8 protein-coding genes are annotated in these 13,765 nt (G+C 47.2%); 5 read left to right on the top strand and 3 right to left on the bottom strand.

Going from position 1 to position 13,765, the window contains the following annotated elements:
* Window positions 1–113: 113 nt before the first annotated feature.
* Entirely contained in the window at window positions 114–1,001 is an 888-nt protein-coding gene (locus QZ135_RS22545; protein WP_294614870.1) for a carbohydrate kinase, read from the bottom strand.
* Between the two features lie 39 nt (window positions 1,002–1,040).
* Entirely contained in the window at window positions 1,041–2,201 is a 1,161-nt protein-coding gene (locus QZ135_RS22540; RefSeq protein ID WP_276921320.1) for an MFS transporter, read from the bottom strand.
* Between the two features lie 207 nt (window positions 2,202–2,408).
* Between QZ135_RS22540 and QZ135_RS22535 the strand changes: the two genes are divergently transcribed.
* A complete protein-coding gene (locus QZ135_RS22535; protein WP_294614863.1) occupies window positions 2,409–3,281 on the top strand; it encodes an aldose 1-epimerase family protein in 873 nt (290 codons plus the stop codon).
* Window positions 3,282–3,381: 100 nt separating this feature from the next.
* On the opposite strand, the gene QZ135_RS22530 is transcribed toward QZ135_RS22535, so the two are convergent.
* Window positions 3,382–5,184, bottom strand: a complete 1,803-nt coding sequence (locus QZ135_RS22530; RefSeq protein WP_294614860.1) for a GH32 C-terminal domain-containing protein — start codon at window positions 5,182–5,184, stop codon at window positions 3,382–3,384.
* 293 nt (window positions 5,185–5,477) lie between these two features.
* Between QZ135_RS22530 and QZ135_RS22525 the strand changes: the two genes are divergently transcribed.
* The 4 genes from QZ135_RS22525 to QZ135_RS22510 are packed head-to-tail and all read left to right on the top strand — an operon-like array spanning window position 5,478 to window position 13,376.
* On the top strand, window positions 5,478–8,585 hold the full coding sequence (locus QZ135_RS22525) for a TonB-dependent receptor (RefSeq protein WP_294614857.1): 3,108 nt from the start codon (window positions 5,478–5,480) through the stop codon (window positions 8,583–8,585).
* Window positions 8,586–8,604: 19 nt separating this feature from the next.
* Complete coding sequence (locus QZ135_RS22520; protein WP_294614854.1) at window positions 8,605–10,338, top strand: RagB/SusD family nutrient uptake outer membrane protein; 1,734 nt, start codon at window positions 8,605–8,607, stop codon at window positions 10,336–10,338.
* Window positions 10,339–10,359: 21 nt separating this feature from the next.
* A complete protein-coding gene (locus QZ135_RS22515; protein ID WP_294614851.1) occupies window positions 10,360–11,763 on the top strand; it encodes a DUF4960 domain-containing protein in 1,404 nt (467 codons plus the stop codon).
* A gap of 11 nt (window positions 11,764–11,774) precedes the next feature.
* A complete protein-coding gene (locus QZ135_RS22510) occupies window positions 11,775–13,376 on the top strand; it encodes a glycoside hydrolase domain-containing protein (protein WP_294614848.1) in 1,602 nt (533 codons plus the stop codon).
* Window positions 13,377–13,765: the final 389 nt, after the last annotated feature.

Raw genomic sequence — 13,765 nt, 5'->3', positions numbered from 1 at the left:
AAATGCTTTTACATCGTGAGGTAAATAGTCGGTAAATACTATCTACTAATAATCAACATATTATATAAATGCATCGGCAAACACTAATTCGTTTTAGAGTGGGAATGGACATACTATATTATCTTGTCTTTCAGCACCTGCGGCAGCTCCGGCATAGCCCCGCTCTGTGTACAGACATAAGCAGAAACTTCCACCGCCAGCTTATGCGCCTCAGGCACCGGCTTTCCGCTAAGTATGGCAGACGTGAAAGCCGCAGTAAATGAATCTCCCGCACCAACGGTATCGGCAACCGGAACCCGGGGGGTATCCTGGAAAGACACAACGCCCGGAGTAAACACGTAACTGCCGTTCGTGCCGCAAGTCAGAATCAACATTTTCAGATTATATTTAGCCAGGAGTATCCAGCATTTATCCTGCAAGTCAATCCCCGGATAGCCAAAGATACGACTGATAGTTACCAACTCTTCATCATTGATTTTAAGAATGTTGCAACGGCGCATAGACTCGCAAAGTATCTCTTTCGTATAGAACCCCTGGCGGAGATTGATATCGAAAATCTTTATCTGCTCATCCCCGTCGGGCATCGTATCCAGAAAACGCTGGATAGTGGCGCGACTCACCGCACTGCGCTGTGCCAGCGAACCGAAACAAACCGCACGGGTGGAAAGGGCCAAACGTTTCAGTTCGTCCGTAAAAGGAATGTTATCCCAAGCCACTCCTTCTTTGATTTCATAGCAAGGAACACCCACAGCATCCAGATTTACCTGCACCGTGCCTGTAGGATAATCCACCTGTTCTATCTGGCAAGCCAGCTTCTTTTGGGCAAATACATCCAATATTTCTTGACCGTCAGCATCACGCCCTACAGCACTCACCACACGGCTGTCGAAACCAAACTGTGAAACATGATATGCAAAGTTGGCAGGCGCACCGCCTATTTTCTTTCCTTCGGGCAGCACATCCCAAAGTGCTTCACCCATTCCTACGATGATTTTATTCATGATACTCGATATAATTATGAATTATGGTTAGATATAAAGTTATTTTTTAATCTTCAAAGTATAATACAGCAGATACAGCACTCCGACAGTCATTACCGCTACCGCACCGCTCTGCCCTACCGCATCGCTTGCCAGTCCCATTGCCAACGGAAATACGGTTCCGCCGAAAAGTCCCATAATCATCAGCCCGGAAACTTCGTTCTTCTTGCCCGGCATATACAGCAACGCCTGCGAGAAGACAATCGAAAAGATATTCGAGTTACCGAAACCTATCAACGCTATGCAAATATAAATAGTTGTTTTGGAATGGAAAGCAAAAAGCCCGATCATTGCAATCAACATCAGGAAACTACTGATGGCAAAAAACGATTTCGCATTCATCTTCCGCAGAATAAAAGAACCCGTGAAACAGCCTGCCGTACGGAAAATGAAATAAAGGCTCGTAGCAAATGCGGCGTCATCCAGTCCCATGCCCAGACGTTCCATCAGGATTTTAGGAGCAGTGGTATTGGTACCGACATCAATTCCCACATGGCACATGATACCAATGAAAGAAAGCAAGATGAACGGTTTGCCCAACAAAGCCAGACACTGGCTGAACGTAGAAGGTTTTCCCTCCTCTTTCTCTTCGGTGATTTGCGTCTGTCCCAACAGTAAAACCGCAATCACAGCTATCACCATATAAATAGGGAACAGCACGCGCCAACCCATACCAAAGGACGGAATAGCCTGCGTAGCCCCCCACATGGCAATGTAAGGTGCAAGGAATGAGGCAATCGCTTTTATAAATTGTCCGAAAGTTAGGCTACTTGCCAGCCGGTCTCCCCTGACAATATTAGAGAGCAACGGATTCAGTGAAGTCTGCATCAATGCATTTCCAATCCCCAATAAAGAGAAAGAAAGCAGCATCAACATATAACTATCACCGAAAACGGGTAACAAAAGGGAAGCGAATGTCACCACCAAACTAAGGAGTACCGTCTTTTTCTGTCCGATACGACTCATTAGCATACCTGTCGGTACGGAGAAAATCAAGAACCAGAAGAAAACCAGCGAAGGGAAAATGTTAGCCTGTGAATCTGTCAGACCTAAATCGGCTTTTACATAATTGGAGGCGATGCCCACCAGATCGACGAATCCCATGGCGAAGAAACAGAACATCACCGGGACAAGCTTAGATAACGAAGAATTAGATTTCATTGTTCTATGGTATTAATTTAAGTATATTCCTGGCTCGGGAAAGCACGTTGCAAAGGAAGCGAATCTTAAGACAATAGGGTATCACTTTTGTTACAAAGAGTAGCAATTATGATACGAAGCTCTTTTTTACGCCTATTTGAGAGCTATTATCTGTCTTTTTGTCTATTTTTGTGGGAGATTATACAAAGAAACTTTTTAAACAACAAGATGGAAACACTCTTTAATGGACGACTTAGCATTGAAGTCTCTGCACATGGGGCAGAACTATGCAGCATTTTTGCCAACGCAAAAGAATACCTGTGGCAGGCTGAACCGGAATTCTGGAAACGCCACTCACCTGTACTCTTCCCGATTGTAGGTAGCGTATGGGAAAACGAATACCGGAATGAAGGCTCTACTTATGTGCTCACGCAACATGGTTTTGCCCGCAACATGGAATTCAAATTAATATTAGAACAGAATGACGAACTGCGTTATCAACTGGTCAGCAACGAAGAAACGCTGAAGAAATATCCTTTCCCGTTCTGCCTCGAAATCGGTTACCGCATCCGCGACAAGAAAATCGACGTCATGTGGGAAGTGAAGAATACCGGAGAAAAAGAAATGCACTTCCAGATAGGTGCGCATCCGGCATTCTATTACCCGGATTTTGATGCTGAAACTCAGGAACGGGGATTCTTCGGCTTCAACAAGAAAAGCGGATTGAAATATATCCTGATTTCCGAGAAAGGTTGCGCCGACCCGGACACTGAATACCCGTTGAAACTGACCGATGAACTTTTGCCATTGGATACACATACATTCGATAAGGACGCACTGATACTGGAAGGCAGCCAGGTGAGAAAGGTGACTCTATATAATAAGGAGAAGAAACCTTATCTCAGTCTGCATTTTGATGCTCCCGTGGTGGGGTTATGGTCGCCACCGGCAAAGAATGCTCCGTTTGTCTGCATAGAGCCGTGGTATGGGCGGTGTGACAGGGCGCACTACACAGGTGAGTATAAGGATAAGGATTGGGTGCAGCATCTGCAACCCGAAGAAACGTTCAGAGGAAAATATACGATTGAGATAGAGGAATAAAAGAGAAACAGAGCAATATCTGTTAGTATCTGTCATCCTGAACTTGTCGAAGGATGACGGATACTACGGTTATGATAGTGAGTACATTCCTATACTTTAATTATTTCAGCTTATAAACCTGAAACGAACTTACCGTGTAGCTTCCCCCTTTAGCATAGAAACTGATACGGTTATAAGGTTCCGAAGGAAATACCAGATTTGTCATCGCCAGACGTCCGTCGTCACCGAATATTTCGATACTGGACTTATCTACAAAGATACGTAGCTTCATCTCATAGTTATCTTCTATCGGAGCGAATGTTACCACGGGAAAGTCCGGACTGAACGATACGATTCCGCTTTTGGTACGATCCATTGCAAACTTCTTCTCTACCAAATTATAGTAGATATCCACTTCTTCCCCTTTCGAGTTGAAAAGTTGGAAACCAATGACTTCCGCATTTCTGTTCTTGATGGTCATCTCTATTTCATACGAACCGGTATTGTCAGCGAGAAGTTTATCCATATTATAGGTACGGTCTACTTTGAAAGAACGCTTCTTCTCCCCTTTTCCGCGTAATGTCAGGAGTTCACGCGAAGGGGATGACTTCAGATAAGTCTCGCCGTCCGAAGTATAAAGACTCAAATCACGGGGAACGGAATTGCCGCTACGGTATTGCATGGTCGGCACATTGTTGGCGTACTGCCAATTACTCATCCATGCCAGGGCTATATGGCGTCCTTCGGGGGCATTACTCCAGGTTACAGTGGCATAGTGGTCTTTTCCCCAGTCCATCCACTTCGTCATTTTCGGGGATTCGTTCACGAAGGTCTTTCCGTCGAAGGTTCCTACAAAATATTGGGTAGCGCTACCGCCGAAAGGGCCTCCGGGGTTGATGTTGCAAATCAATACCCACTTTTTCAGTTCAGTGCCTTCGATGGGCAATTCAATCAGATCGGGACACTCCCAGACACCGCCATGAGCACCCTGCCCCTCACCGAAACTACTTTCATAGGTCCAGTCTTTCAGGTTGGCAGAAGAGTAGAACTGCATTTCCTGACCTACGGCAAGCACCATAATCCACTTGTCGGTGGCATCGTGCCAGAATACTTTCGGGTCGCGGAAGTCGCGTTGGGTGGAAGTCAGTATCGGATTGCGTGCATACTTCTTGAAGGTTTTCCCATTGTCAAGACTATAAGCCATGCTCTGTACCTGGCGCTCGCTTGCCGAAGTATAGAAAGCGATGATGGCTCCGGCACCGAAACCTGCCGTATTATCTTTATCCACTACGCATGAACCACTGAATATGGTGCCCAATGCATCGGGTGCAATAGCTACCGGCTGGTGTTCCCAGGACACAAGGTCGGTACTGGTGGCATGTCCCCAATGCATATTTCCCCACATGGAACCATACGGGTTATATTGATAAAACAGGTGATACACACCATCCTTATAAACCATACCATTGGGGTCGTTCATCCACCCATATTGAGGGGTGAAGTGATAGAGCGGGCGGAAGTCTTCACGGTTGGCAATATCGAAAGTATCGGAAAGTTTCATCTCATTCCAGCAGATGGCCGTATCGGGGATGAGCTGGAAGTTAAAGGAGAGTGATTGATTATCAAATCCGGAAAGGTCCACCGGAACAAAATAATCTACTTTATTGATAGCCAGACGTACATTCATGTTGCGCACTACGTCATTATTCGCAATCATATAGAGTTTAGCCTCCGGAGAAGTTTCTTCTACGGGAAGTAACAGGAATTTCTTTTGATTCTCAATCCGGACAATGCTCTGTCCGTCGCCTAAATGTTTAATCACGAAAGGAGGATTAATAGCCTGGCACGAGAAAACAGACCATACAGTACCTATTATAAAGGCGAAAGTCCACCGTGCTGTTAACAAATAGTTTTTTAGATTCATGATGTTTCTTGGTATTAAAAAAACAGTTAATAATTGGTTGCCCGGGAAAGCACTTTGCAAAGGAAGCGAATATCAGGAAGAAAGCCTGTAATTTATGTTTCATAAACTGGTAAAAATGATACCTCACCACCATCTTGTTACAAATTTGCGAGCTTATGAAACATAAATTACAGCATCTTCTCATTTAATTCCTTTTATTTGCACCATCAAAACATGACTCGGGAAAGCCGGTTTTGAGAGGTAATCCATTGCGATTACAAACAAAGTAAACTATTAAATTAAAATCTAAAAACATGGAAGGCATAAAAAAATCACTTCTATTTGCACTTTTTCTTCTGATGTGCACGCTTGCACAGGCGCAAAGCCTGACCGTACAGGGAAAGGTGGTTTCTAAGACCGATGGGGAGCCAATCATCGGTGCAACAGTAATAGAAACCAATCAGACCGCCAACGGTACCATTACCAATATCGACGGCGAATTTACATTATCCGTAGCCCAAGGTTCGGAACTTACTATTTCTTATATAGGCTTCAAGACGGTGAATGTAAAAGCGCAAGCCTCACTGAGCATCTCTCTGGAAGAAGAATCCGAAATGCTACAGGAAATTGTAGTTACCGGCTACACCACCCAGCGCAAGGCCGACCTGACCGGAGCCATCTCCGTAGTCAGCATGGACGAAATAGCCAAACAGAACGAAAACAACCCGATAAAGGCTTTGCAAGGACGCGTGCCCGGTATGAACATCACAGCCGACGGTAATCCCAGTGGAAACACCACGGTACGCATCCGCGGTATAGGAACCCTGAACAACAATGATCCTCTTTATATTATAGACGGTGTACCCACCAAGTCGGGTATGCACGAACTGAACGGCAACGACATCGAATCCATCCAAGTATTGAAGGATGCAGCCTCAGCTTCCATCTACGGTTCGCGCGCTGCAAACGGTGTCATCATCATCACCACTAAGAAAGGTAAAGAAGGACAAGTGAAAATCAACTTCGATGCATCCATCGCCGCTTCCATGTACACCAATAAGATGGAAGTGCTGAATACGGAAGAATATGGCCGCGCCATGTGGCAGGCTTACGTGAACGAAGGACAGGACCCCAATACCAATGCACTGGGTTATAAATACAACTGGGGTTATGATACCAACGGCTATCCTCAACTGAACGGCATCAGCATGTCCAAGTATCTGGATTCCGCCAATACGGTACCGGCTGCCGACACGGACTGGTTTGATGAAACGACACGCACAGGTGTAATCCAGCAATACAATGTATCTGTAAGTAACGGTTCGGAGAAAGGTTCCTCTTTCTTCTCTCTGGGATATTACAAGAATCTGGGTATCATTAAGGACAGTGACTTTGAACGTTTCTCCGCCCGCATGAACTCCAGTTATAATCTGATTGGCAAAGTGCTGACCGTGGGAGAGCATTTCACCTTGAACCGCACTTCGGAAGTACAGGCACCGGGCGGGTTCCTGCAAAATGTATTGCAGTTCAACCCTTCACTGCCGGTGCGTGACATCAACGGAGAATATGCCGGTCCGGTGGGCGGATACCCCGACCGTGAAAACCCGGTGGCACGCCTGGAACGTAACTCTGATAACCGCTATACTTACTGGCGCATGTTTGGTGATGCCTACATCAACCTGAATCCCTTCAAAGGATTCAATGTACGTTCCACATTCGGACTGGACTATGCACAGAAATCGCAACGCATCTTCACTTACCCGATTACCGAAGGCAATGTGGCAAATGACAAGAATGCCGTGGAAGCCAAACAGGAACACTGGACGAAATGGATGTGGAATGCCATCGCTACCTATAACCTGGAAATCGGCAAGCATCGTGGTGATGCCATGATCGGTATGGAACTGAACCGTGAAGATGATATTCACTTCTCCGGTTATAAAGAGGATTACGCCATCCTGACTCCCGACTATATGTGGCCGGATGCCGGTTCGGGCACTGCCCAGGCTTACGGTGCCGGTGAAGGTTATTCGCTGGTTTCCTTCTTCGGAAAACTAAACTATACATATGATGATAAATATCTGTTCTCTGTAACGGTTCGCCGTGACGGTTCTTCACGCTTCGGCAAGAACAACCGCTATGCCACTTTCCCTTCCGTGTCACTGGGATGGCGCCTGAACCGTGAGAAGTTCATGCAGGACCTCACCTGGATAGACGATTTGAAAATCCGTGGTTCATGGGGACAGACCGGTAATCAGGAAATTTCCAACATCGCCCGCCACACGATTTACGTTCCCAACTATGGTGTGACGGAATCGGGCGGTCAGAGTTACGGCACTTCTTACGACATTGCCGGAACCAATGGCGGAAGCATTCTTCAATCCGGTTTCAAGCGCAACCAAATCGGTAATGACAACATCAAATGGGAAACAACCACACAGACCAACCTGGGTCTCGACTTCTCCCTGTTCAAACAAAGCCTGTACGGTTCGTTCGACTGGTTCTACAAAAAGACAACGGACATACTGGTGCAGATGGCAGGTATCGCAGCCATGGGCGAAGGCAGCAGCCAATGGATTAATGCCGGAGAAATGAAAAACATGGGTGTGGAACTCAACCTCGGTTATCGTAACCAGACTTCATTCGGATTGAAATATGACCTGAATGCCAACGTCTCCACCTACCGGAATGAAATCACCAAACTACCCGCTACCGTAGCAGCCAACGGTACTTTCGGCGGTAATGGCGTACAGAGCGTTATCGGCCATGCCAACGGTTCGCAGGTGGGTTACGTGGCCGACGGCATCTTCAAATCGCAAGAAGAAGTCGACAACCATGCCACCCAGGAAGGTGCCGGAGTGGGACGTATCCGTTGGCGCGACCTGGACAATAACGGTATCATCAACGAGAAAGACCAGAAGTGGATATACGACCCGACGCCTGCATTCAGCTATGGTCTGAATATCTATCTTGAATACAAGAACTTCGACCTCACCATGTTCTGGCAAGGTGTTCAGGGAGTAGACGTAATCAGTGACCTGAAAAAAGAAACAGACCTTTGGAGCGGCCTCAACATCGGTTTCCTGAACAAGGGTAAACGGGTGCTCGATGCCTGGTCTCCGACTAACCCGAATTCTGATATTCCGGCACTGTCGCGCAGCGATATAAACAATGAAAAACGTGTTTCAACTTATTTCGTAGAGAATGGCTCTTTCTTGAAACTGCGTAATATACAGATAGGTTACAATGTTCCGAAAGTCTTCTCCCAAAAGCTGAAAATGGACCGTCTGCGCTTCTATGTAAGTGCCCAGAACTTGCTGACTATCAAAAGCAAGGAGTTTACCGGAGTAGACCCGGAGAATGCCAACTATGGTTATCCTATCCCGATGAATCTGACTTTCGGCGTTAATGTAGGTTTCTAAATCAATAAATCAATTACTTATGAGAAAATTAATATATACAGCAGTTTTAGGTCTTTCCCTGATGTGCGGCAGTTGCACAGATTTCCTGGAAGACCAGCTCCCCCAGGGAACCATCAGCGACGAACAACTGAAGGACCCGGCTTACATCGACAATCTGGTAATCTCCGCCTATGCCGTGTGGATTACCGCCGAAGATATCAACTCTTCTTTCTCCATGTGGAACTACGACGTACGCTCGGACGATGCCTACAAAGGTGGAAACGGTACGGAAGACGGTGACGTATTCCATGCACTGGACATCTCGCAGGGCATCATGACTACGGCATGGAACATCAGCGACATGTGGCAACGCCTGTACAACTGTATCTCACGCGTCAACACCTCCCTGCAACTTCTGGAGCAGGTGGACGAAAGCACCTATTCACTGAAACAACAGCGCATTGCCGAAATGAGATTCCTGCGTGCCCACGGACACTTCCTCCTGAAACGTCTGTACAAGAAGATTCCGTTTGCCAATGATGCCAACCTGTCGCCGGAAGAATACAATTACCTTTCCAATACTACCTATAGCAACGATGAAGGCTGGCAACAGATTGCCGACGATTTTCAGTTCGCCTATGACAACCTCCCCGTGAAGCAGGCCGACAAGGGACGTCCAGCCAAAGCCGCCGCAGCAGCTTATCTGGCTAAGACTTATCTCTATAAAGCTTATCACCAAGACAATGCGGACAACCACGAAGTGACGAGTATCAGCACGGAAGACCTGGTGAAAGTGGTGCAGTACACGGACAAAGCCATCATGTCGGCAGGCGGTTACGGACTGGAATCTGACTTCCACAATAACTTCCGTCCAGAACCTCAGTACGAGAATGGCGTTGAATCCCTGTGGGCCATGCAATACTCCATGAACGACGGTACCAAAAACGGTAACTGTAACTGGTCTTACGGTTTGATTGTTCCCAATATTCCGGGTGTCACCGATGGCGGTTGCGACTTCTACAAACCCAGCCAGAACTTGGTGAACGCATTCAGGACAGACGCCAACGGATATCCGTTGCTGGATGCTTTCAACAGCCGTGATTACAATTCACAATCCGATTATGCCGACCCGCGCCTTTTCCTCACGGTAGGTATGCCCGGATTCCCGTATGAGTTCAACAAGAAGTATATGATGGATGAATCGACCACCTGGAGCCGCAGCAACGGACTTTACGGCTACTACGTCACCTTGAAACACAATGTAGACCCCGATGGCGGTTATCTGATTAAAGGTTCCTGGTGGGGTTCGCCGATGAACCGTATCGTTCTGCGCTACTCGGACGTACTGTTGATGCGTGCCGAAGCATTAATCCAACTGAACGACGGACGCACCAGCGAAGCCATCGACCTGATAAACGAAGTGCGTAACCGTGCCAAACAAAGCACGGTAGCCATCGCCGACTACGAAATGGAATATGGCGTACGCTTCAACGTGCAGCCCTATACGGGAAGTTACTCACAGGCGGATGCCCTGAAATTGCTGAAGTTTGAACGCCGTGTGGAGCTGGCTTTGGAATCGGAACGTTTCTTCGACCTCGTGAGATGGGGGGAAGCAGCAGAAGTGTTGAACAAGTTCTATGCCGAAGAAGCTGCCGACTGCACCATCTACACCAATGCGTCATTCACCAAAAACAAGAATGAGTATCTGCCTATTCCGTTTGCACAGATGAGCGCCAGCAATGGAAACTATTCACAGAATTGCGGTAACTGGTAACCTTAAAATAACAAGAACATTATGAAATCAATATTGAATAAACTAAATACGCTTCTCCTGGGCACTGCACTGGTGTTTACCCTCCCGGGATGCAGCGATGACAATAAATCCAACCTTCAACTGGACGGCGACACATGGCTGACCGCCTTTGAACTGGATGAGAATTATGCAGGGGCAATCGACCGGACAAACAAGACCATAACCGTGGCAGTTCCTGAGGTGTATGACACGGATGCAATGAAAGTCACGGGTATTGAAGTGTCCGAAGGCGCCGTAGCTTCAGTGAAGGCGGGCGATGTGCTGAACTTCTCGTTCCCGCAAGTAATAAAAGTGACCAACGGAGATGTTTTTCTGGATTATACGGTCAACATCAAGCATGATGAAGCCAGAATTCTTTCATTCAAGCTGAATGATGCATACGCCGGAGTGATTGACCAAAACAAACGTACCATCACTGTGCGCATCCCCAGTACGGTGGATGTAAGAAACCTGGTTCCCGTAATCACCACTTCGGCAGGAGCGGTAGTTATGCCGGCATCCGGTCAGGCGGTCGACTTTACCAACCCTGTGGAATTCACTGTTTCGTATAATACCGCAACTGCCGTTTATACGGTTACGGTTATCCCGACCGATGCCCCAAGTGCCGTATATGTAGGCTTGGCAGCAACGCTGGACGAACTGAACCCGGAAGAGATAGAGGCGGCCACCTGGATGCTGAACAATGTTGCCAACGCACAGTACATCTCCTTTGCGGATGTGCAGGCAGGACGGGTTGACCTGAGCGAATGTGAACTCATGTGGTGGCATCTACACATAGACGGCGGTATCGACAATATGGATAAATTTGATAATGCAGCTCCTGCGGCAGTCAGTGCACTGGTGAAGATGAAGGAACTGTATAACAACGGTATGAACCTGCTGCTCACCCGCTACGCCACCTATTATGCTGCCAAGCTGGGTGCTACCCTGGACGGCAACAACCCGAACAACTGCTGGGGACAATCGGAAGAAAGCGGTGAAATAACCGGTGGCGCCTGGAATTTCTTTATCCAGGGACACGAGTCCCACCCACTCTATCAGAACCTGATAATGAACAGTGGCGAAACGGACAAGGTTTACACCTTCGATGCCGGCTACCGGACCACTAACAGCACGGCACAATGGCACATCGGTTCCGATTGGGGCGGCTATGCCACGAATGAAGTATGGCGTACCAACCATGGCGGCATCGACCTGGGTTATGGCGGCGACGGAGCCATCGTGGCATGGGAATATCCGGCAGAAGGCAGCAAGGGCGGTATCATGTGTATCGGTTCGGGATGCTATGACTGGTATGCTTACGGCGTAGACGCTTCGGCAGATAAATACCACGGCAATGTGGGCAGACTGACAGAGAACGCAATCAACTATTTAACAGGTAAATAAAAAACTAATATATGAAAACAATGATATATTCACTTACATTGGCTGCAATGATGGTCACTTCCTTCAGCAGTTGCAACGATGACAATGATCCGGTTCTGACTCAAAAGGACTGGAACGGAACAGCCACTTACTTTGCTTCGACGGATGCAATGAATTTCGATACATACTACAAACCTTATGTGGGTTATGTAGGCGACCCGATGCCATTTTACGATGCGCAGGCAGGGGATTTCAAAATCATGTATCTACAGGAATACCGCCCGAACCAGGCAGGCACTTACCACCCTATATGGGCGGTAAGTACCCAAGATGCCGCCTCATACACCTCTATGGGCGAACTGATTTCCTGCGGCGGACTGGCGGAACAGGATGCAGCCATCGGAACGGGAAGCACTATTTATAATCCTTCGGACGGTTTATACTATACCTTCTACACGGGCAACAAATATCAACCCACTTCATCCCAGAATGGGCAGGTCGTAATGTACGCCACCTCTCCCGACTTCAAGACGTGGACCAAAAACCGCACTTTCTATCTGAAAGGTGACACCGACGGATACAGCAAGAACGATTTCCGCGACCCCTTTGTATTTGAGGGAGAAGACGGGAAGTATCACATGCTCGTTTCCACTGTGAAGAGCGGCAAAGGCGTACTGGCGGAATATACCTCTGCGGATATGAAGACCTGGGAACACGTAGGCGTATTCATGACCATGATGTGGGACCGTTTCTATGAATGTCCCGATGTCTTCAAAATGGGCGACTGGTGGTATCTGGTTTATTCGGAAATGCATGCAGCTGTACGCAAGGTGCAATACTTCAAAGGACGAACCCTCGACGAGCTGAAAGCTACCACAGCAAATGATGCCGGCATCTGGCCCGATGACCACGAAGGTTTTCTCGATTCCCGTGGTTTCTATGCCGGAAAAACAGCTTCGGACGGTACCAACCGGTATATCTGGGGATGGTGCCCCACCCGCTCGGGCAACGACAACACCGCAGTCGGCGCTTCTCCCAACGAACCGGAATGGGCAGGTAGCCTGGTTACGCACAAAATCATCCAGCATGAAGACGGAACACTGTCTTTGGGACTGATAGAAGGTATCAGCCGGAAATACACAACCGATTCTGACGTGAAGGTCATGGAAAAGAGCAACGGGGTATCTGAAAGTAACGGCAGCTACACACTGACGGACAATGCGTATGTACTTTTCAACCGTCTGAATGTATGCAACAAGATTTCGTTTACCGTAAAGACGGCAAGCAATGCGGATAGATTCGGTATTTCGCTGGTGCGCGGTACTGACTCTAAAAAGTACTACACCATTGTGGTGAACCCGGAAGATAACAATAACAAGCGGAAGATTAACTTTGAGGAAGAGGGAGATGAAGGCAAAGGCTTCATTGACGGAATAGACGGATATCTGTTCCCCACTCCTTCCGACAATGTATATCATGTAACAATCTGCACGGACAACTCGATTTGTGTGGTTTACATCAATGACAATGTGGCTTATACGAACCGCATTTATGGGATGCAGAAGAATCCGTGGTCTATCAACAGCTATTCGGGAAGTGTGGAAGTCAGCAACGTGAAGGTCAGCTATTACTAAACGGAGAAACGTATCTAATTTTTACCTTCATTATATATTTCTCCGAAGACCGTCTGGAATATATTCAGAGAGGGGGTATAATCAGTATACGACTGAATAGGGATGAGTATACGACTGAACCCTATTCAGTCGTATACTGAATCCCATTCAATCCGACACTGAACTTACAAATGCCGGAGAAGTATTATGTTTTGTATAATTTTCGTACGCTTATGAATTAGTCTCTGTTTCCCGATCGCAGAAATACTTCGGAGAAACATAACCGTTGGTTACAAATGGATTGTTCATATCAGACCTCCTAAAGTTTGTAGTCCGACAAAGATTAAGAATAAAGGGGGCTGACTAAAAAGTCTCTCCTTGATATTTTCTTTGTTCTCCTTCTTATGTGC

Source organism: uncultured Bacteroides sp., assembly GCF_905207245.1.
Classification (GTDB): domain Bacteria; phylum Bacteroidota; class Bacteroidia; order Bacteroidales; family Bacteroidaceae; genus Bacteroides.
Note: the sequence above shows the minus strand (reverse complement) of the source record. Positions and strands in the feature narration are given on the sequence as shown.

Coding starts and splice junctions, on each gene's coding strand:
- QZ135_RS22540 (WP_276921320.1), bottom strand. CDS start 2,201: ATGAAATCTAATTCTTCGTTATCTAAGCTTGTCCCGGTGATGTTCTGT.
- QZ135_RS22510 (WP_294614848.1), top strand. CDS start 11,775: ATGAAAACAATGATATATTCACTTACATTGGCTGCAATGATGGTCACT.
- QZ135_RS22545 (WP_294614870.1), bottom strand. CDS start 1,001: ATGAATAAAATCATCGTAGGAATGGGTGAAGCACTTTGGGATGTGCTG.
- QZ135_RS22525 (WP_294614857.1), top strand. CDS start 5,478: ATGGAAGGCATAAAAAAATCACTTCTATTTGCACTTTTTCTTCTGATG.
- QZ135_RS22515 (WP_294614851.1), top strand. CDS start 10,360: ATGAAATCAATATTGAATAAACTAAATACGCTTCTCCTGGGCACTGCA.
- QZ135_RS22520 (WP_294614854.1), top strand. CDS start 8,605: ATGAGAAAATTAATATATACAGCAGTTTTAGGTCTTTCCCTGATGTGC.
- QZ135_RS22535 (WP_294614863.1), top strand. CDS start 2,409: ATGGAAACACTCTTTAATGGACGACTTAGCATTGAAGTCTCTGCACAT.
- QZ135_RS22530 (WP_294614860.1), bottom strand. CDS start 5,184: ATGAATCTAAAAAACTATTTGTTAACAGCACGGTGGACTTTCGCCTTT.